The organism is Acinetobacter sp. YH01020 (assembly GCF_013420275.1).
GTDB lineage: Bacteria > Pseudomonadota > Gammaproteobacteria > Pseudomonadales > Moraxellaceae > Acinetobacter > Acinetobacter amyesii.
The window spans coordinates 31,310-51,661 of the sequence record NZ_VOYN01000022.1 but is presented as its reverse complement, the minus strand read 5'-3'; the positions used below and the strand labels follow the sequence as shown (position 1 = coordinate 51,661).

The 20,352-nt window shown below is 39.4% G+C and carries 17 protein-coding genes and 1 pseudogene; 9 read left to right on the top strand and 9 right to left on the bottom strand.

Annotated features, from left to right (window positions below):
* Positions 1 to 867 (top strand): IS4 family transposase (locus FTT85_RS10075; RefSeq protein ID WP_180183472.1); only part of this gene is annotated, 867 nt, incomplete at its 5' end.
* 50 nt (positions 868 to 917) lie between these two features.
* Here the strand turns inward: FTT85_RS10075 and putP are convergent.
* On the bottom strand, positions 918 to 2,420 hold the full coding sequence (gene putP, locus FTT85_RS10070; protein ID WP_180183471.1) for a sodium/proline symporter PutP: 1,503 nt from the start codon (positions 2,418 to 2,420) through the stop codon (positions 918 to 920).
* Between the two features lie 423 nt (positions 2,421 to 2,843).
* Between putP and aspA the strand changes: the two are divergent.
* The 5 genes and pseudogenes from aspA (at position 2,844) to FTT85_RS10045 (ending at position 10,816) form a co-directional block, all read left to right on the top strand.
* Positions 2,844 to 4,292, top strand: a pseudogene (aspA, locus tag FTT85_RS10065) (aspartate ammonia-lyase).
* Between the two features lie 335 nt (positions 4,293 to 4,627).
* Entirely contained in the window at positions 4,628 to 4,984 is a 357-nt protein-coding gene (locus FTT85_RS10060) for a hypothetical protein (RefSeq protein ID WP_180183470.1), read from the top strand.
* Between the two features lie 179 nt (positions 4,985 to 5,163).
* Complete coding sequence (gene mfd / locus FTT85_RS10055) at positions 5,164 to 8,631, top strand: transcription-repair coupling factor (RefSeq protein ID WP_180183469.1); 3,468 nt, start codon at positions 5,164 to 5,166, stop codon at positions 8,629 to 8,631.
* A gap of 222 nt (positions 8,632 to 8,853) precedes the next feature.
* A complete protein-coding gene (locus FTT85_RS10050; protein ID WP_067762788.1) occupies positions 8,854 to 9,288 on the top strand; it encodes an HIT domain-containing protein in 435 nt (144 codons plus the stop codon).
* 61 nt (positions 9,289 to 9,349) lie between these two features.
* Positions 9,350 to 10,816 (top strand): adenylate/guanylate cyclase domain-containing protein, encoded by a 1,467-nt coding sequence (locus FTT85_RS10045; protein ID WP_078193484.1) that lies wholly within the window; start codon positions 9,350 to 9,352, stop codon positions 10,814 to 10,816.
* A 175-nt stretch (positions 10,817 to 10,991) separates the two neighbouring features.
* Here the strand turns inward: FTT85_RS10045 and fdx are convergent, their stop codons facing one another.
* From fdx to FTT85_RS10005, 8 genes are all read right to left on the bottom strand, one after another.
* Positions 10,992 to 11,330 carry an ISC system 2Fe-2S type ferredoxin gene (gene fdx, locus FTT85_RS10040; RefSeq protein WP_180163468.1) on the bottom strand — a complete coding sequence of 113 codons (339 nt, stop codon included), beginning with the start codon at positions 11,328 to 11,330 and terminating at the stop codon, positions 10,992 to 10,994.
* A gap of 16 nt (positions 11,331 to 11,346) precedes the next feature.
* Complete coding sequence (hscA, locus tag FTT85_RS10035; RefSeq protein WP_180183468.1) at positions 11,347 to 13,206, bottom strand: Fe-S protein assembly chaperone HscA; 1,860 nt, start codon at positions 13,204 to 13,206, stop codon at positions 11,347 to 11,349.
* Positions 13,207 to 13,245: 39 nt separating this feature from the next.
* Entirely contained in the window at positions 13,246 to 13,761 is a 516-nt protein-coding gene (hscB, locus tag FTT85_RS10030; protein ID WP_180007824.1) for a Fe-S protein assembly co-chaperone HscB, read from the bottom strand.
* A gap of 104 nt (positions 13,762 to 13,865) precedes the next feature.
* Positions 13,866 to 14,186 carry an iron-sulfur cluster assembly protein IscA gene (iscA, locus tag FTT85_RS10025; RefSeq protein WP_078188668.1) on the bottom strand — a complete coding sequence of 107 codons (321 nt, stop codon included), beginning with the start codon at positions 14,184 to 14,186 and terminating at the stop codon, positions 13,866 to 13,868.
* 37 nt (positions 14,187 to 14,223) lie between these two features.
* Positions 14,224 to 14,610, bottom strand: a complete 387-nt coding sequence (gene iscU / locus FTT85_RS10020; protein ID WP_078188667.1) for a Fe-S cluster assembly scaffold IscU — start codon at positions 14,608 to 14,610, stop codon at positions 14,224 to 14,226.
* Positions 14,611 to 14,714: 104 nt separating this feature from the next.
* Positions 14,715 to 15,932, bottom strand: coding sequence for an IscS subfamily cysteine desulfurase (locus tag FTT85_RS10015; RefSeq protein ID WP_180183467.1), 1,218 nt, complete (start codon positions 15,930 to 15,932; stop codon positions 14,715 to 14,717).
* A gap of 1 nt (position 15,933) precedes the next feature.
* Positions 15,934 to 16,407 (bottom strand): Rrf2 family transcriptional regulator, encoded by a 474-nt coding sequence (locus FTT85_RS10010; RefSeq protein ID WP_078188665.1) that lies wholly within the window; start codon positions 16,405 to 16,407, stop codon positions 15,934 to 15,936.
* A 112-nt stretch (positions 16,408 to 16,519) separates the two neighbouring features.
* Positions 16,520 to 17,167 carry a hypothetical protein gene (locus tag FTT85_RS10005; protein ID WP_078188664.1) on the bottom strand — a complete coding sequence of 216 codons (648 nt, stop codon included), beginning with the start codon at positions 17,165 to 17,167 and terminating at the stop codon, positions 16,520 to 16,522.
* Between the two features lie 207 nt (positions 17,168 to 17,374).
* Between FTT85_RS10005 and FTT85_RS10000 the strand changes: the two genes are divergently transcribed.
* The 3 genes from FTT85_RS10000 (at position 17,375) to FTT85_RS09990 (ending at position 20,282) form a co-directional block, all read left to right on the top strand.
* The gene (locus FTT85_RS10000; RefSeq protein ID WP_180183466.1) at positions 17,375 to 17,845 is read left to right on the top strand and encodes a phasin family protein; all 471 of its coding nucleotides are present in this window, start codon (positions 17,375 to 17,377) and stop codon (positions 17,843 to 17,845) included.
* A gap of 166 nt (positions 17,846 to 18,011) precedes the next feature.
* Positions 18,012 to 18,284: an HU family DNA-binding protein gene (locus tag FTT85_RS09995; RefSeq protein WP_078188662.1), complete on the top strand. Its 273-nt coding sequence runs from the start codon at positions 18,012 to 18,014 to the stop codon at positions 18,282 to 18,284.
* A gap of 132 nt (positions 18,285 to 18,416) precedes the next feature.
* Positions 18,417 to 20,282, top strand: coding sequence for a SurA N-terminal domain-containing protein (locus FTT85_RS09990; RefSeq protein ID WP_180090032.1), 1,866 nt, complete (start codon positions 18,417 to 18,419; stop codon positions 20,280 to 20,282).
* The last annotated feature ends 70 nt before the right edge of the window (positions 20,283 to 20,352 follow it).

The window sequence follows — 20,352 nt, the reverse complement described above, 5'->3', positions numbered from 1 at the left end:
CAACTTTTTAGCAACCTACTTAAGCACTGTGAAAATTCTAAAATTGCTCATAAATTTCGATTCAAGAATCCATTGTATTCACTTGATGCCAGTCATATCGATTTATCACTTTCACTATGTGCGTGGGCAAAAGTACATGAATCAAAAGCGAGTATAAAACTCACAGTAGGATTAAATCATAGTAATACCATTCCTGATTTTGTAGCGCTTGGAAATGGAATAGAAAATGATATGGTGCAAGGAAGACCTTTCAAATTTCCATCAGGGAGTATTGTGGTATTTGATAAAGGTTATTTTGACTATCAATGGTTTGCAGAAATGACGGATCGGAAAGTCAGTTTTGTTACACGATTACGCCCTAAAACAGTCTATCAAGTAAAATCAAAGAATAAGATACCAACTTGCAAAGGAATTCTTGCGGATGAAAATATTGAATTAAGTAGTGCTTATGCAAAAAAACGTGGAGCACCTAAATTATTAAGACGTATCGAATTTTATGATAAGGACAAAAAGAGAACGTTTGAATTTTTAACCAATAACTTTCATTTAGCGGCATCAACAATAGCGGCTATTTACAAAGATCGTTGGAAAGTGGAATTATTCTTCAAAGCGATCAAACAAAATCTAAAATTGAAAGCATTTATTGGTCGCAGTCGAAATGCAATATTAACGCAAATATGGATCGCTTTAATTGCATATTTATTGGTGAGTTTTGCAAAGCATCTGGCTCAAGAGGGTTGGACTGTTCAACGAATGTTAAGAATTATCCAAGTGAACTTATTCGAAAGGAAGTATTTGAAATCGCTATTCTCACCAGACAAGAGGGCGATAAAACAAGAGGAACCTCAATTGAGATTCCTCTTGTGATTTTTGTGGGACAGCAGTGGCATTTAGCCCCTTTTTTAGTGTCAGAAATTTTAGATTTTAGACATTTCTTTTTGATATTGCGCTTCGGCTTTTTCAAAGCGTTCAACCACATCCGCTTCTGGTGCTTTGCCCAATAAGCTCACGACAACGATACTGATCGCAGAGAAAATAAAGCCTGGAATGATTTCGTATAAACCAAGGTGGCCTAAGTAGTTTTTCCACACGATGACAGTCACAGCACCCACGATCATGCCAATGATAGCTCCGTTAAGCGTCATACGTTTCCACAGCAATGAAAGAATAATCAGCGGGCCAAATGCAGCACCGAAACCTGCCCATGCATAAGCCACTAAGCCTAAAACTTTACTTGCAGGGTTCATTGCAAAGGTGATTGCAAATACGGCAATTGCCAAGACCATCGCACGTCCAATCCAAACCAATTCTTTTTGCGATGCGTTTTTACGAATAAATCCTTTGTACAAATCTTCCGTCAAGGTGGTTGAACACACCAATAACTGACAGCTAAGTGTGCTCATCACCGCAGCTAAAATTGCGGCCAAAATAATCCCAGCAATCCATGGATTGAATAGAATTTTAGTCAATTCCATAAATACCGTTTCAGGGTTTGCATTAACGACGCTTGCCAGTTCTGGGTGAACTTGGAAGTAAGCAATACCGATATAACCGGCTGCTACAGCACCGCCTAGACATAGGATCATCCATGTCATACCAATGCGACGTGCATTCGGAATGGATTTAACAGAATCGGCTGCCATAAAGCGAACCAAAATATGCGGCTGACCAAAATAGCCTAAGCCCCACGCCATGCTGGATAAAATCGCAACTGTACTTAAGCCTTCAAATAAATTGGAAGCTTGCGGGCGAGCTGTTTCCAAAATAGCAGCAAGATTTTGACTGTTATCACCTAAAGCAAGGTAGGTGATGATCGGTGTGATCAGCAGTGCAAAGATCATCAGACCCGCTTGGAAAGTATCGGTCCAACTGATCGCTAAGAATCCACCAATACAGACATAGCTGATGGTTGCAATTGCACCAATCCACAGTGCTGTTGTGTAGTTCCAACCGAATAAACTTTCGAAAAGTCGTGCGCCAGCCACCATGCCAGAAGCACAGTAAATCGCAAAGAACACTAAAATCACTACAGCTGAAATGATACGTAAAATCTTTTTACGGTCTGCAAAACGGCTCGTGAAATAATCGGGCAGGGTCAGGGCATTATTTTGATATTCGGTATGAACACGCAAGCGACCAGCAACGATCAACCAGTTCAACCAAGCACCGATAATTAAGCCGATTGCAATCCAAGCTTCGGAAAGACCAGATAGATAAATTGCACCAGGGAGACCCATGAGTAGCCAACCACTCATGTCGGATGCACCTGCTGAAAGTGCAGTCACAACACTTCCTAAACTTCGTCCACCTAAAATGTATTCGTCAAAGTTATGCGTAGCTCTGTAGGCATACAAACCAATGGCAAGCATTGCAAGAATATAAAAAATAAAGGTGACTAATGTCGGGTTTAAATGGCTCATAGGCGGTTCGTCCTTAATGAAAGCAAATCATCTCTGTCCTAGATGAAAATTTGTACTTCTGTCGTAAGTCGCAGATTCAAGCACGATTTAAAAATTACACTCTGTAACCTTTAAGCATATTTTATGTATATTTTGTGTAAACACTATTTTTTCTTATTACAAATCGAATTTTTTATTGTACTGTTGAAATGTTGTCCAGAAGGGAATTTAAATTTTGTTAAGTAAATCTACCTAAGACTTTTCATCACAAAAAGAGAACTAATGAAATTAGGTAAAAATTACACAATGTTACATAGTGAACAAGAAATGTGCATTTGAAATATTTGGTTGCAAATGTGCATCACATCATCTGTAGTGAGATGATTTGAACAGGTCGAATATGAGGTATGCATAGTCTTGGTGCGTAATTAGAGGGAATGCGCAGTGACAACGGTTCAAATGGAAAAAACGAGAATAGAGCATGATTTATTGGGGGATAAAGCAGTCCCGCAGTCATGTTATTACGGCATACATACATTGCGTGCCATCGAAAACTTTCAAATATCAAAGCAGCATGTCGGACAAAATGTAAACTTTGTACGCGCTATTGCTCAGGTAAAAAAAGCATCAGCAGAAACCAATTATTAATTTAACTTAATACAAGATGATATTCGCCAAGCGATTCAGCAAGCGTGTGATGCTTTGATTGATCATCCTGAACAATGGGCAGATTCATTTCCAATTGATATTTATCAAGGTGGAGCAGGCACTTCTATTAACATGAATGCCAATGAAGTCATTGCCAATATTGCCCTTGAATCGCTCGGAGATGCGAAAGGCAGTTATCAAAGGATTCATCCCAACGACCATGTCAATAAGTCACAATCCACCAATGATGTCTATCCAACAGCGCTGCGTCTAGCGACATATAGTGCTTTTGATGCTTTATTTGTAGTGCTAAATCAACTTATCGGAAGCTTACATGTTAAAGCTGATGAGTTTAAACATGTCATCAAAATGGGGCGTACACAGTTACAAGATGCAGTTCCGATGACTTTGGGGCAAGAGTTCCGTGCATTTGCAACATTATTAAAAGAAGATTTGAAGTTGATTGTGCAAAATCGACAGCTTTTATTGGAAATTAATTTAGGTGCGACAGCAATTGGTACTGGCGTGAATTCTCCTGCAGGTTATGCGGCCAAGGCCGTTGAAAATCTAGCTCATTTGACCGGTCTAAAATTGCAAGGTGCAGAAGACTATGTCGAAGCAACCAGCGATTGTGGCGTATTTATTTTATTATCGAGTTGCTTAAAACGTTTAGCTGTCAAACTTTCTAAAATTTGTAATGACTTACGTCTTTTAAGTTCTGGGCCACGAACAGGTTTAGCGGAAATTCGTTTACCTGAGTTACAAGCAGGTTCGTCGATCATGCCTGCAAAGGTCAATCCTGTGATCCCTGAAGTGGTCAACCAAATTGCATTTCGAGTAATGGGGAATGATTTAACCATTACTTTGGCCGCAGAAGCAGGGCAATTACAATTAAATGTCATGGAGCCTGTGATTGCATTGTCCATGAATGAATCGATTGAGCTTTTGGTGAATGCCGTAAAAACATTAGATAGCAAATGTATCCAAGGAATTCAGGCAAATGAGCAAGCATGTTTTGATGCTGTGATGCGTAGTGTAGGAATCGTGACCTTACTCGATCCATATTTAGGTCATGCAAAATGTGATGAAATCGGTAAGCAATGTATTGCCGAAAATAAAACCATTCGCCAAGTGGTTTTAGAGCAAGAGCTGTTAACTGTAAGTCAATTGGATGAAATTTTCTCGATTGAAAATTTAGTTTCTGAAGTGACACCATTTAGTATGCCACTCGCTCAAGTGAGTTAAATGCTTATTTAAGACTTTTAAATAGCCCCATGATGAGTAATAGCCCCATGATGAGTAAATGACGAAGGTTAATCCTTCGTTTTTTATTTGAAGAAATCAGTGGTAAATCTAGAAAACTAATCTGATGGCAGTGATGTTTTAGATTTCTAAAAGAAAGTATTGGGTTGAAAATAAAACGCTATATTTGCTTAAGATCGTAATTATAGTTCTATATATAGTCATGAAGGTTTGGATGAAAAATTTAGCGCATAGATAAAGTCAGAAATACTTTAACTTGCCCAAAAAAGGATGTAATCGAAGTACAATAGGTTTTTTATCATGTTGTAGATAGTCAGATGTTTAATAAGTTAGTCGATTTATTCAAAGGCGCTAAAGAGTCGCCTGAGCAACTTTACTTAGAACAACACCACATTCAATATGATGAAACACAGGGCTATATCATTGAAGGCGTAGTTTTAAATACATTGTCTGAACGTATGGAATATCTGTCGAATAGAAAAATGACAAATTTCGATGATTTAAAACAGCTCTATGCAACTGCAATGATTATCAATGAAAAAATAGACTTGGAAATTGCAAATCAACGCTTTGTTGCACGATTAGGCAATACTGAAGAAAATCTGTTGCAGTTTAAACTCTATGTCAAACTATTGAATGATTATTATCGTCAATTCATCCGTGATCGTAAGTAAGTGAATGGACTGCAGTGTTTGAGTTTGATGTGTGCGTTAAGGGTACTCATCAATAGAAAATACAATCACAAATCCACATTGGTTAAAACACTGTATATAGTTGCTTAAATCTCGGAATGTAAAAAGCATCGTGTTAATATGATCACCAAGTTATTAAAACATTAAAAGCTATTTACATCATGTTCCAGCAAGAAATTTCACAACTCAATCTTAAACAGCTCAAAGCTGGCGAAAAGCGGTGGGTCGGAAACTTACAAGGCTCATCTGCTGCATTATTATTTAAAGAAATTAGCAAACAATCCAAACAGTTGTTTGTGATTGTAGCACGTAATAATCAGCATCTCGGGCAGTTAGAAAGTGAGCTGGAATTTTACGGAATTAAGCCGACTATTTTCCCTGATTGGGAAATTTTACCTTATGACCGGCTGTCGCCACATCAAGACATTGTTTCTGAACGCTTGGCGATTTTGTCTAATATGCCACAGCAAGGCGTGTTGTTGGTTTCGGCAACAACCTTGGCGCAGCGAGTTGCGCCTGCATCTTGGGTATTAGGTGAACACTTTGATATTAAAGTGGGTCAAAAATTTGATATCGAACAACAAAAATTAAGATTAGTACAAGCGGGCTATCACTTGGTGGATACCGTTTATGATCATGGTGAATTTGCAGTACGCGGTAGCATCATGGATATTTACGCTTCGGGACAAAGTTCACCGATTCGTGTTGACTTATTTGATGATGAAATCGATACCCTCAAATTCTTTGATCCTGAAACTCAGCGAACCACCCAAAACTTAGATCATTTTACGGTTTTACCTGCAAAAGAATTTCCATTAAAAGAAGCGCGGTCACTGTTTCGTGATCGATATGCGGAAAATTTTCCGACGGCAAATCCAAAGAAAAATCCAATTTATCAGGATGTACAAGATGGCATAGCTTCACCGGGTATTGAGTTTTATTTTCCGTTGTTCTTCTCTGAACAAGCCATGAAAGAGCAAAGTACGCTATTTTCGTACTTACCAGAGAGTGGCATTGTCATTACAGATAAAGCTATTGATGACACATTGATTCAATTTTGGTCAGACATTGTACGTCGTTATGAAGACCGCCGTCATAATGTCGACCAACCGATTTTGCCGCCAGAGCAGATTTTCCTACAACCAAATCAAGTGTTAGAACAATTAAATCTTTGCCGTCGTATTGTGGCTTCACCTGAGGCTTTTGATGAACGTAATGGCGTGATCAATCTTACTGCTGAGATTCCACCCCGTTTACCTGTCGATCCTAAACGTGAAAAGCCATTTTCTGCTGTTAAGCAATATATCGATGCGGCAAATTATCCAGTGCTTTTGGTGGCTGAAAGCGCAGGCCGACGTGAAACCTTAAAAGATGCGTTGCGTCCGAGTTTGGGTGATATCCCGACGGTCGAAAGTTTTGATGATTTTATGCATTCTATGCATGCGATTGCGATCACCAATGCGCCCTTAGATCGTGGTTTATTACTAACTGATAAGCTCAGTGTAATTTCTGAAAATCAGCTGTATGAACACCGTGTGGTTCAACGTCGTCGTAAACGCCAACAGGAAGTATCAGAAGAGTTCCTAGTTCGTAGTTTAACCGAGCTAAGTATTGGCGCACCAGTGGTTCATATAGATTATGGTGTGGGGCGATATGCAGGTTTAATTACCTTGAGTATCGATGACCAAGACCATGAATTTTTGCAGTTAGACTATGCCGATGCAGCCAAAGTGTATGTCCCTGTGACAAACCTGCATTTAATTAGCCGATATAGCGGTGGTGACCCAGATCTAGCACCATTACATAAATTGGGCACAGATGCATGGTCTAAAGCCAAACGCAAAGCTTTAGAGCAAATCCATGATGTGGCGGCAGAACTTTTACATATTCAAGCCCGTCGTCACTCGAAGCCGGGTTATGGATTTGAACTGGATCAAAGTCTCTATATGCAGTTTGCCAGTGGCTTCGCCTATGAGGAAACCCTAGATCAAGCCAATGCTATTGAAGCGACACTCTATGACATGCAACAAGCGAAGCCGATGGATCGCTTGGTTTGTGGTGATGTCGGTTTTGGTAAAACAGAAGTGGCCATGCGTGCTGCATTTGTGGCAGTAAAAAATAACAAACAAGTGGCTGTACTTGTTCCAACCACGTTGTTGGCGCAGCAGCACTACGAGTCTTTCAAAGATCGCTTCGCGGATTGGCCTGTACGTATTGAAGTCCTTTCACGCTTTGGTTCATCAAAATCACATACCAAAACCATTGAAGACCTCGCAGAAGGCAAAGTGGATATCGTGATTGGCACACATAAAATCTTGCAGGAAAGTGTGCAATTTAAAAATCTCGGCCTCATGATCGTGGATGAAGAGCATCGTTTTGGTGTACGTGATAAAGAGAGAATTAAAGCCTTACGTGCCGATGTAGATATGCTGACGCTAACTGCAACGCCTATCCCACGTACGCTGAATATGGCTTTTAGTGGTATGCGTGATCTATCTATTATTGCAACGCCACCTGCACGTCGTCTTGCTGTGAAAACCTTTGTGCAAGAACACACTGGAGATTCGATTAAAGAAGCCATCTTGCGTGAACTGTTACGTGGTGGGCAAGTGTATTTCTTACACAATGAAGTGGAGACCATTGAACGTACGGCAGAAACTCTACGTGAATTGGTTCCTGAAGCCCGAGTTGCGGTAGCACATGGTCAAATGCGTGAGCGTGAACTAGAGCAAATCATGCAACAGTTCTATCACAAAGAATATAACGTACTGGTGTGTTCAACCATTATTGAAACTGGGATTGACGTGCCAAACGCCAATACCATTTTGATTGAGCGTGCAGATAAACTGGGACTTGCGCAGTTGCACCAATTACGTGGTCGTGTCGGTCGATCGCACCATCAAGCATACGCCTATTTACTTGTACCTTCGCTCAAAGGCTTAAAGGGTGATGCTGAAAAACGCCTAGATGCCATTTCTCGTGCATCGACTTTGGGTGCGGGCTTCATGTTGGCTACAGAAGACTTAGAAATTCGTGGCGCAGGTGAGTTGCTGGGTGAACAGCAAAGTGGCTCAATGCAAACCATCGGTTATAGCCTGTATATGGAAATGCTTGAAAAAGCCACCAAAGCCATTCAAAAAGGTAAAACGCCTAACTTTGACTCTCCATTGTCATTAACGGCTGAAATTAGCATGCACATGCCAGCCTTAATTCCAGATGATTATTTAGGTGATGTACATCAACGGTTATTGTTCTATAAACGCATTAGTAATACGGATACTCAAGAGAAACTAGATAATATTCGTATGGAGTTGATCGATCGTTTTGGCTTGCCGCCGCAAGCAGTCAAGCAATTATTCTCTGTCCATCAGTTGCGTTTAAAAGCGGAACAATTGGGTATCACAAAAATTGATATCAGTTCACATGGCGGCAGTATTGAGTTCTCACCAGATACACCAGTTCAAGCCATATCGATCATTCAAATGATGCAAAAGCATCCGACTTTCTTCCGAATGGAAGGTGGACAGCGTCTAAAAGTGATGGTCATGCTCGAAGAATATGACAAACGCATTCAATTTATAAATGACTTATTAGACAGTTTGCTGAAGGAATTGGCGCCAAATCAATAGATTTGGCGTATAAATTGCTTGTTTATAATGAGTAGATTTTATGCGTGTTTTTTATATAGAAGAAACGCTTGATTTTTTTGAAAAATTTATTAGAGTCATAAGCACGCAACGTTTTATTCAAATGCAGTTTATTTGTAATGAAACGTTCTGTACAGAATATTCACACCCATAAGGATGTGATAGTATTAGCCATCATTCTAATTTTGCATCATTTATAAAGATATGTTTAGTTTACATCCACAACTTGCTCAAGATACGTTTTATGTAGGCGACTTTCCTCTGTCAACATGTCGTTTGATGAATGATATGCAATTCCCGTGGCTTATTTTGATTCCACGTGTTCCGGGAATTACAGAGCTTTATGAATTAAGTCAGGCAGACCAAGAGCAGTTTTTACGTGAATCAAGCTGGTTATCAAGCCAATTGTCACGTGTATTCCGTGCAGACAAAATGAATGTAGCTGCATTGGGTAATATGGTTCCACAATTACATTTTCATCATGTTGTTCGTTATCAAAATGATGTGGCTTGGCCGAAACCAGTTTGGGGTACGCCAGCAGTTCCTTATAACAATGATGTCTTGGCACACATGCGCCAAACACTAATGCTTGCACTACGTGGTCAAGGCGATATGCCTTTTGATTGGCGTATGGACTAATCCCGATTTACGGACAATATCAGGATAGTAGAAGAATGAGTGTCCGTATGGGGGCGATCGAGTGCCGTTAGACAATTTAATCAGCAAAGAGCCTAAACAGTTTGAATATTTTCATCGTTTGATGGGATATATCATGCTGTCTTTGGTGATTGTTGTCTATCATTACACTCAGCCAGATACGCAATATCAAATCTATATTCCTGCATTTTTATTTTTTCTGATTTTAGTCGTTCCTAAGTTTTCTCATTGGTTAATTTATCGATATAGCAATCAAGTTAAGCGTAATGTGCTTTTTCTGATCGATATCATAGTAATTGCTGTACTAATGTCTGCAGTACATTTAAGCCTTGTTTTAACTTTTCTTGCGGTCTTTGCGCTGCTATATACAACCATTTATAACAAAATCAATTTCTTAATGATGTCCTTGGCCGGGATTGTAGGCGTCACTGTATTTTATTTATGTAATATTTATGTCTTTGGTTTTCAAGAATATTTTGAGTCAACCAGCAGTGAGTTAACCGTTCTAGGTTTTTTGTGCCTTATTACGTATTTCAGTGTGGGGACATTTTATCAACACACCCAAGTTCAGTCTTTGAGCAATAAAAAGAACCACTATTATGATCAGATGAATCGTTATATGGAATTCGCCAATCAATTGAGTCGTTATGCGCCTATGCAACTTTGGCAATCGATTATGAAAGGTGAGTCTGAAGCTAAAATCGAATATAAACGTAAAAAACTCACGATTTTCTTTTCAGATATTCAAGGGTTCACAGAACTTTCTGAAACATTAATCCCAGACGATTTAGCATTTCTACTCAATGACTATTTGAGTCATATGACTGAGATTGCCAAACAGTATGAAGCGACTGTCGATAAATTTATGGGTGATGCAATTCTAATCTTCTTTGGTGATCCACATAGCCAAGGCGTAGAGCAAGACGCAAAAACCTGTTTAGAGATGGCAATGGTCATGCGTCAGCAAATGAAGTTGCTGCGTGAACGCTGGATTAAAATGGGTTATCCGCCGCTACACATTCGTATGGGTATTTCTACAGGGTATTGCCACGTTGGGAACTATGGTGCGGCTCACCGTATGGCTTATACCATCGTGGGTCGTGATGCCAACTTGGCTGCAAGATTACAGAGTGCTGCCGAAGTCGACGAAATTTTGATTTCAGACGATACGCATCATTTAGTGAAAAATGACTATTTATGTGCACCCAAAGCACCGATCTTCTTAAAAGGCATCAAAGGCCCAGTACGTACTTGGCAAGTGATGGAAAAATACACCTCTCAGAAAACAGATTATCAGCGGTGGTTCGATTACGAATATAAAGGTTTTAATCTATTATTGAACTTAGATGAAGTGCAAAACTTTGAATATCCTGAACTAATACATGTTTTAGAACGTATGATTCAACGCTTACAAACTCAGCAAAAAATGACCAACTCTGCTGGTATTGTTAAACTGAATTTAGAAGACGAAGTGATCGAAGAAGTCAAAAAAACTGAATCTCACTCTTAATTTCACATATACATTATAAAAATTAGATCTAATCGTATTGCCTTAAATTGTAAAAATAACTCAATTCATGCTTTTATCAAAACGTCTTCTTTTTTTTGATATGTTGAATACATTTATGTATAAAAAAGCCAGTTACGATAAACTGGCTTTTTAATTATAGAAAATATTCTATAAATTAATGATTTTCTGAAGCATGGTTGATGGTGTATTTGGGAATTTCAATTTCCAAATCTTCATCTTCAATTTGTACTTGGCATGACAGGCGAGAGTCTGGTTCTAATCCCCAAGCACGATCGAGAAGATCTGCTTCGACATCATCCATTTCATCTAGACCATCAAAACCTTTACGTACAACCACATGGCAAGTGGTGCATGCTTTAGACATGTCGCATGCATGCTCAATTTTGATGCCGTTTTTTAACATGCTTTCGCAAAGGTTAGCATTTGATTCGACTTCAAACTCAGCGCCGTTTGGGCAGATTGTTGCGTGAGGCAGTACTTTAATACGTGGCATAATCTTGACCTATAAATTAATTTGAGTTTGACCAGTCATCGAGTTTTGTGCCTTTCAGTGCGGCATCAATGTGCTGATTCATACGAGCTGCAGCAAATGCATCGCTATGTATTTTAAGCTGTTCTACAGCATGTTCAATAGCTTTGATATCTGTCGTTTCAAGTGCAGCATCTAAAACACTGCGTGCAGCAGTGAGGGAACTGTGTTGCTCTTGGCTGAGAAGTTGAGCATCTACTTTAAGTGCTTGATCAAGTGCTTCAAGTTCACGTTTTGCTTCCACTTTGGTTTCTTGAAGATGACGTAAGTTTTTATCTTCTTCAGCAAATTTATAACCATCAATCAGTAAGCGTTCAGTGTCGGCATCAGATAAACCATAAGAAGGTTTGATGTCAATTTGAGCATGTACACCAGAAGTGGTTTCTTTGGCAGACACCGTGAGTAAACCATCTGCATCGACCTGGAAAGTCACTTCAATGCGCGCTTGACCTGCAGTCATCGGTGGAATTCCACGAAGAACGAAACGACCTAGACTGCGGCAATGTTCAACCAGATCACGTTCACCTTGTACAACATGAATCAACATCGCTGTTTGACCATCTTGATAGGTTGTGAATTCTTGGCGACGTGCCACTGGAATGGCTGTATTACGCGAAATAAGGCGCTCAACCAAACCGCCCATGGTTTCTAAACCTAAAGAAAGCGGCGTGACGTCTAAAAGCAGTGAACCATCTTTAGAGTTACCAATAAGTTGGTTCGCTGTAATCGACGCGCCAATGGCCACAACTTCATCAGGGTTAATAGTACAGAGCGGTTCTTGATTGAAGACATCTTGAACAGCTTTTTGTACAGCATACGAGCGGGTAGAACCACCGACCAATACCACATTTTGAATATCGCTGAGCTCAAGCTTGGCATCACGCATGACACGTTTACAAACGCTGATGGTTTTATCCAAAGCAACTTTGATGATGGATTCAAAAGTAGGGCGGTCTAAAGTCAATGATTGATCAAAAACTTTAAGCTCTACAGATTCAGCCTCGGTTAGAGCTTCTTTTGCTTTACGAGCAGAAACGATGAAATGTGCATATTCAGCATCATCTAAAGTTTCAATATTCAGTTGTTTTTTTGCCCATTTTACAATCAGACGGTCTAAGTCATCACCACCAAGCGCCGTGTGGCCACCCGTTGCTAGAACTTCAAAAACACCTTGAGAGAAACGTAAAATTGAAACGTCAAAAGTACCGCCACCCAGATCATAGATCACATAGTTTTGATCATGTGCAAGATTGGTGTCTTGGTCTAAGCCATAAGCCACTGCCGCAGCAGTCGGTTCATTTAAAAGACGGAGTACATTTAAGCCTGCAAGCTGTGCTGCATCACGCGTTGCTTGACGCTGTGCTTCATCAAAATAGGCAGGTACAGTAATCACAGCACCATTTACTGGATTGTTTAAGCTGCTTTCTGCACGGTCTTTAAGTTGTTTTAAAACTTCTGCAGAAATTTCAACTGGTGTTTTACGACCTTGTGCAGTTTCAAAAGCAGGCATTTCATTCGCTTCACCGACTAAGTTGTACGGGTGTTGGAATTTGATATCTGCTTTAGAGCGACCCATAAAGCGTTTTACAGAAACGATGGTGTTTTTAGGATCAGTCGTTAAGAATGCCTTTGCGTCGTCACCATATTGCGTAGTGGATTCGCCATAGTGTGCAATAGAAGGGAGTAACACACGACCATGTTCATCGTTAAGCACTTTCGCTTTACCAGAAAGTACCGTGGCTACTAAAGAGTGTGTAGTCCCAAGATCGATACCAATTGCGATGCGGTGTTCATGCGGCGCACTTGATTGACCAGGTTCTGCAATTTGCAAGAGAGCCATGTGTGTTACATCCTTTGAACGTCAAATATAAAAAATAAATTAAAAATCATCGTCTAAATCAAAGCTATCGTCGTCTAAGAAGCGATCTTCAGCTTTATCGATGTCAGCCATTACTTTTTGGAAGAAGCGTAATTTACGTACGGTATCACGTGCTTCTGCCCAGTCTTCGTCGTCATAATCAATTTTAAATTCACGAACCAAACCGTCTATCCATTGCTGAACTTCAGTTTTAAGTGAAGTGAGGTCATCAGCAGAGCATGCCTCATCTAACTGTTCACGAATTTCTAAGGCATCTTGTAGGAACTCAAAATCACTAATTGATTGATCAAGGTGATAATCTTGTTTTTTGAGACTTAAAAGATATGCAGCGCGGCTATCAACATTGGATAAAGCTTTAAATGCTTGATTAATCTCACTAGATTTTATCAGGGCTAGATCTTTGTCTTCGGCTTTATCTGGATGATATTGTTGCTGCAACTTTAAAAATTCAGCTTTTAAAACTGCTAAATCAATATCGAGTGCTACAGGTAAGTTAAACAACTCAAAATGATTCATGGGAGATGGTGTCCGCAATAGAGGTGCAAAAAGTGTTGCTTTAAATGCAATTAAAACAGTGAATTTTACACTGTTTTAATGCGAAAAAGGAGCGTGGAAATGGCTTAAACCGTAAACGATTCGCCGCAGCCACATTCGCCTTTTTTATTTGGGTTATTAAATTCAAAACCTTCGTTTAAACCATTTTTCACATAGTCCATCTCCATACCTTCAAGATAAACTAAGCTTTTTGGATCAACGAATACTTTTACGCCAAACTGATCGAATACTTGGTCATGCGTGTCAATATCATCGACAAACTCAAGTACATAAGCTAAACCAGAACAGCCAGAAGTTTTCACGCCAACGCGAATACCTTCACCCTTACCGCGATTCTTGATGTAATTGCTGATATGAGTTGCAGCATTTTCAGTTAAATGAATCATGAAAACTCCGTTAATCTTTTTTAAAACACGTAAACAATTAAGCTTTTACTTTCTTGCTACGGTAGTCTTCTACAGCAGCTTTGATTGCATCTTCAGCAAGTACAGAGCAGTGTACTTTTACTGGTGGAAGTGCAAGTTCAGTTGCAATATCAATGTTCTTAATTGCTTGAGCTTCATCAAGAGTTTTGCCTTTTAGCCACTCTGTTACTAATGAGCTAGATGCAATTGCTGAACCACAACCGTAAGTTTTGAAGCGAGCTTCTTCAATTACGCCGTTGTCATCAACTTGGATCTGTAGACGCATAACATCGCCACAAGCTGGTGCACCGACCATACCTGTACCAACGTTTTCTGCATTTTTGTCTAAAACACCAACATTACGAGGGTTTTCGTAATGATCAATTACTTTTTCGCTATAAGCCATGATGCTTCTCCAAACCTCGGGGTCAGCCTTAAGATTAATATGGGGGTGAAATTACGTTAATCAATGAGATAGCCTTAAAATAAAAGCTATCTCACCGGGATGAATTAGTGTTCAGCCCATTCTACAGAATTAAGGTCGATACCTTCTTTGTACATATCCCAAAGCGGTGAAAGATCACGTAGTTTTTCAACTGCTGCTTTGGTAATTTCAAGTACATGGTCAATATCGGCTTCAGTGGTGTATTTACCAAAGCTGAAACGAATCGAGCTATGAGCCAATTCATCTGAAAGACCCAATGCACGAAGTACATAGGATGGTTCTAAAGTTGCTGATGTACATGCAGAACCAGAAGATACTGCGCAATCTTTAAGTGCCATCATTAACGATTCACCTTCAACGAAGTTAAAGCTGACGTTTAGATAGTTTGCAACGTTGTATTCTGGGTGACCGTTCAGGAAGACTTGTTCAAGACCTTGCAAGCCATTCCAAAGTTTGTCACGAAGTACACGAATACGAGTTTGTTCGGCATGAAGGTTTTTACCTGCAAGTTCGAACGCTTCGCCCATACCCACGATTTGGTGAGTCGCTAGCGTACCTGAACGCATACCACGTTCATGACCGCCACCGTGCATTTGCGCTTTAATACGTACACGTGGTTGACGACGTACATAAAGAGCACCAATACCTTTAGGACCATAGATTTTGTGGCCAGAGAAGCTCATCAAATCAACTTTCATTGTTGAAAGATCAATTTCTACTTTACCTGCAGCTTGCGCAGCATCTACGTGGAAATAAGTTTTGTTTGCACGAGTCAATTCACCGATTGCAGCTACATCTGTAGTTGTACCGATTTCATTGTTCACCATCATCAAAGATACAAGAATCGTATCTGGACGAAGGACAGCCTGAACCATTTCAGGTGTAATTAAACCTGTTTTTGCTTCTGGCTCAAGATAAGTAATTTCGAAGCCTTCTTCTTCAAGCTCGCGGCAAGTATCAAGAATTGCTTTATGTTCAATTTTACTTGTAATAATGTGCTTGCCTTTAGATGCATAGAACTGAGCAATACCTTTAAGCGCAAGGTTGTCAGATTCAGTTGCACCAGAAGTCCAAACGATTTCGCGTGGATCAGCTTTTACTAGATTAGCAACTTGTTCACGTGCATATTCTACTTTTTCTTCTGCCTGCCAGCCGTAAGCATGAGAACGAGAAGCTGCATTACCAAAAGTACCGTCAAACGTTAGACATTCCATCATACGTTCTGCGACTTGAGGGTCTACAGGTGTAGTTGCTGCATAGTCAAGATAAATAGGACGCTTCATGTCAAATACCTGTAACCGATAAAAGGGCTGAATCAAAGTTTGCTGAATTTTGACGAATAGATACGGTTTGAACGTTATCGCGTGCTACAAGGTCAGCAAGGGTGATTTTTGCAAGATAATCGGCAATGTGGTGGGAGAGTTCCTGCCATAAATCGTGAGTCAAGCACATTGCACCATTTTGGCAGTTGCCTTTGTGGTCACAACGGGTTGCATCAACTGTTTCATTTACAGCTTCAATAATTTCCAAAACAGTGATGTCTTCAGCACTACGAGCAAGGTGATAACCACCGTTTGCTCCACGGATGCTGGAAACTAAGCCGTGACGCTTTAATTTTGCAAATAACTGCTCAAGATAGGCCACTGAAATGGTTTGACGAGCTGCAATTTCTGCAAGAGTGATCGTTTGTTCAGTTGGCTGCAAAGCTAGATCAAGTAGAGCAGTCACTGCGTAGCGACCGCGAGTTGTTAAGCGCATGATTCGATACACATGTTAAGTCTAGATGTGCAGATTTTATGAATCCTGACTAAAATAGTCAAGTTTTTTTGAGATTGTTTATTTTTTTTATTTTGTCTGAAAAATTATATATTTATTTGAACCACACATTATACACTAATAACGTTATTAAAAGAACAGATATTAGACTAAAAGCGATATTAATCCGCTTTTGACGACGTTCGATACGCTTAATACGGTTTTTGTATTGTTTAACTTCAACTTGCAGCGTGTTGATTTTAGAGCGTTGTTGTTCGATTTTTTCTAAAAGTGGGGCAATACGTTTTTTAGACGCAACGATATCGTTTTCTTCGACAGGTTCAGACAGCCAGTGTTTCCAGTCAGATAAAATTTTCGGCACACTAAATAATGAAACCAGATCACGAAATTCATCTTTTAGAACTACATCACCATCGATACGCATGGTTTTGATGCTTTTACGATTACCAAAGACAAAGATTTTCACCAAATCCATTAGTGTCGTACGGACATCAAGGTCGATCGCTTTATCTGGGGATTTTGTGTCGAAAAGAATACCGTGTTCAGTAAACTGAACATAAAAATCAAAATAAGGGATATAGCTATTTATCTTAAGTGCGACTTTTTGATCAACAAATTTTTTAGCTTGTAATGCTACAACGCGGTCATGTTTTAAAATGAAAGTAAAAATCGTTTCTAAAACAATCAGGGTCATAGTAAGCAACAAATGTGGTTGAGCTTGTGTTTGTTGCGTATCACTCATAAAAAAAATGTCCTTGTTAAAATCTGAAAGCACTGGAAATTGAGCATCCTGCTCTAGAGGAACTTAGAATATACCAAAAAGTTGGTAATTCACCAGCTTTGTAGAACAGTTTAATCAATCTATCAAGTCATATGTTTGCTATTATGCTATTAAAATGAAGAATCACATGTTGCTGTGCACATAAAATAATCAGGAGAAGTGCGGATTATGGAAAATACAGAAAGCATAATTGACGATGTGCAAGAAACATCAGGAAAGCAGGTTAAACCTCGGGTACGTAGTCATTCTGATCGCCGCTCTAAAATGGATTTTCGCAAATATACCAAACAGATTTGGTTGGCTGGATTAGGTGCTTTTTCACGTGCAGAAGGCGAAGGAAATAAGCTTTTTGACTCTTTAGTCAAAGTTGGAGAGGAGCTTGAGTCCAAAACGATTGATATTGCAGATCAAACTGTAGAAAAGGTTTCAGAAAAAGCCAAAGAATCTGTAACCGATACGAAAGATAAAGTAGAAAAAATTTTAGATAATAGTGTTAATCATTCTTTAAACCGTTTAGGATTGGTGACTGTAAAGGATTTACAGCACTTAGAAAGGCTTATACTTCAATTACATACTAAAGTTGACCTATTGGCCGAAGAAAATGCCCAACTGAGGGCCGAAATACTAAAAAAACACTAACTTTTTTACTATTATCGAATTTTCAAGGTTTTTTTCGTCAAAAAATTCTATAAAAAGAGGTTGAGGAGTATTGCGTTTAACCCTAAAGCATTGCTATAAAGGCGTTATGGCGTTTTATACAAATTTTTGAACCTTAAATAAACGATATTAAGAGGACTTAATTTTCATGAATAAATCAGAATTAATTGATGCAATTGCCGAAAATGGGGGATTATCTAAGGCCGATGCCGGTAAAGCTTTAGATGCTACAATTGCTGCAGTTACCAATGCATTGAAAGCTGGTGATACAGTTACTTTAGTTGGTTTTGGTACTTTCAGCGTTAAAGAACGCGCTGCACGTACTGGTCGTAACCCACAAACTGGTGCGACTTTAGAAATCAAAGCAAGCAAAGTTCCTAGCTTCAAAGCTGGTAAAGGCTTGAAAGATTCTGTAGCTTAAGCTTATTAAGCACATGAGACGCGCCATTATTTGGCGCGTTTTTTATTGGTAAATGTGATTAATTGATATATCGCATTCATTCATCTCGGGTTTTCGGTTAAAATTCACCGCAAATAAAATATTGGAATACTTATGGAATCGTTTCGTAAAGTCATTAAGGGTTGGCTGGGCAAGGTCTTGCTCGTTTTGTTTTTGACCCCTTTAGCACTTGTAGGTATTGAAGGATATTTTAGTGGTGGATCTAAAGATGCAGCAAAGACTGTAAACGGTACTGAAATTTCGCAAAAAGAACTCGAAGCACTGACGAACTCATTAAAAGAACAATATCTGGCATATGCTCAGGGTGATGAAACATTATTGAATCAAAATTTCATTAGCAATAAAGCGATGGATACTTTGGTTTCACGCCAATTGTTATTGCAACAAGCTGATAAATTAGGCATTAGCTTGAGTGATGCACAAATTGTGCAAATGATTCATCAGCAGCCAAGCTTCCAAGTCAATGGTCAATTTTCAGATGAAGCGTTTGGGAGATACCTCGAATCGATTGGTATGACGAACCGCACATTCATTGATAACTTACGTAAAGACCATGCTTTAAAAATGTTGTCTACAACATTTATGGAATATGCATTGGTGAGTAAGCTTGATATCTTGCAAATTGCGAACTTACAAACGGAACAACGTAGTATTCAGTTGGCGAGCATTAATCTTGAAAATTACAAGAAAAATGTAAAAGTATCTGATGCCGAAATTGCCGCTTATTATGAGCAGCATAAAAACAAATTTAAGCAAGCAACCAGTATTGATGCAGATTTTGTCGTATTAACACCTGCCAATATTACTGCACCTGTAGAAGCTGCAACTGATGCTGAATTGAAAGAAGCGTATAACAGCTTTGTTGAGAATGCACAGAAGTCAGTTAAACCACTCGTTAAGCACATCATGATCACTGCAGACAGTCGTTCAGATGCCGAAGCTAAAAAACTGGCTGAAAGTGTTCAAGCTAAAATTAAAGCGGGTTTAAGCTTTGACCAAGCTGCAGCGCAATTCTCTGAAGATCCTGAATCTAAAGCAAAAGGTGGTGAACTGGTTGCTTATGAAAAAGGTGTGTTTGGTGATGCGTTTGATGCTGCAGTTGAAGGTGCTCTAGCTGGTCAAGTGACTGCTCCAGTGAAAACAGACAGTGGTTATCACTTGATCGAAAAAGTGGCGCCAGCTGTAAAAGTGGCTTCATTTGAACAGGAAAAGGCACGTCTACAAGCAGAAGTCGCTGCTTCGAAAAAAGCCAATGTTTTTTCTGACACTGTAAACAGCCTCAATGACATGGTCGTGAGCAGTGATGCCCTTGATGTCGTGGGTCAAGAAGTGAAAGGCGTAAAAGTACAATCATTGAATGGCTTAACATTAGCATCGCAACATCCAGTTTTAAGTGATGCAAACGTCAAAGTTAAATTGTTTAACGATGATGTTAAAAATGGTGAACGTAATGTTTCATCGAGCATTCAGTTGAAAAATGGTGATGTGGTTTGGGTGAAAGTGCGTAACTATCATGCTGCGGGTGTTCAAACTTTAGCTGAAGCGAAAGCGCATGTGAAAACTCAGCTGATTGAAAAGAAAGCGTCTGATGCTGCAAAAGCCCAAATTCAAGCGACATTAAAAGAGTTTGCTGCAAAACCTGCTGCTTCAGTTGCGAAAGGCAGTTTAAACTTTGAAAATGCGGGTACCTTCACTCGTGCGGATGGCTTGTTGAAACGCGAAATTCAACGTGCTGCATTTAGTGTAAAAGCGCCGAAAGCAGGTCATTGGTCTGTTACTACGACTAATCTACCAAATGAATTGGTTGTGGTTGCTGTGACTGCAGTGAACAAACAATCTGATGCGGCATTAACGGGTGAGCAGTTAGATGAGTTAACAAAACTTTATCAACAGCTTCGTGGTCAACAAGAATTTGATGACTACACACGTTATCTAAAAGATCATGCCAAAATTAAATAATTAAGGCCGCTTTTAAAAAACCAGCTTCCGAGCTGGTTTTTTTGACTTAAATTGACAGATATAATTTTTA

Bases quoted from the DNA above. Each gene is read 5' to 3' on its own strand.
- putP (WP_180183471.1), bottom strand. From the start codon at position 2,420: ATGAGCCATTTAAACCCGACATTAGTCACCTTTATTTTTTATATTCTT.
- FTT85_RS10060 (WP_180183470.1), top strand. From the start codon at position 4,628: ATGTTTAATAAGTTAGTCGATTTATTCAAAGGCGCTAAAGAGTCGCCT.
- mfd (WP_180183469.1), top strand. From the start codon at position 5,164: ATGTTCCAGCAAGAAATTTCACAACTCAATCTTAAACAGCTCAAAGCT.
- FTT85_RS10050 (WP_067762788.1), top strand. From the start codon at position 8,854: ATGTTTAGTTTACATCCACAACTTGCTCAAGATACGTTTTATGTAGGC.
- fdx (WP_180163468.1), bottom strand. From the start codon at position 11,330: ATGCCACGTATTAAAGTACTGCCTCACGCAACAATCTGCCCAAACGGC.
- hscA (WP_180183468.1), bottom strand. From the start codon at position 13,206: ATGGCTCTCTTGCAAATTGCAGAACCTGGTCAATCAAGTGCGCCGCAT.
- hscB (WP_180007824.1), bottom strand. From the start codon at position 13,761: ATGAATCATTTTGAGTTGTTTAACTTACCTGTAGCACTCGATATTGAT.
- iscA (WP_078188668.1), bottom strand. From the start codon at position 14,186: ATGATTCATTTAACTGAAAATGCTGCAACTCATATCAGCAATTACATC.
- iscU (WP_078188667.1), bottom strand. From the start codon at position 14,610: ATGGCTTATAGCGAAAAAGTAATTGATCATTACGAAAACCCTCGTAAT.
- FTT85_RS10015 (WP_180183467.1), bottom strand. From the start codon at position 15,932: ATGAAGCGTCCTATTTATCTTGACTATGCAGCAACTACACCTGTAGAC.
- FTT85_RS10010 (WP_078188665.1), bottom strand. From the start codon at position 16,407: ATGCGCTTAACAACTCGCGGTCGCTACGCAGTGACTGCTCTACTTGAT.
- FTT85_RS10005 (WP_078188664.1), bottom strand. From the start codon at position 17,167: ATGAGTGATACGCAACAAACACAAGCTCAACCACATTTGTTGCTTACT.
- FTT85_RS10000 (WP_180183466.1), top strand. From the start codon at position 17,375: ATGGAAAATACAGAAAGCATAATTGACGATGTGCAAGAAACATCAGGA.
- FTT85_RS09995 (WP_078188662.1), top strand. From the start codon at position 18,012: ATGAATAAATCAGAATTAATTGATGCAATTGCCGAAAATGGGGGATTA.
- FTT85_RS09990 (WP_180090032.1), top strand. From the start codon at position 18,417: ATGGAATCGTTTCGTAAAGTCATTAAGGGTTGGCTGGGCAAGGTCTTG.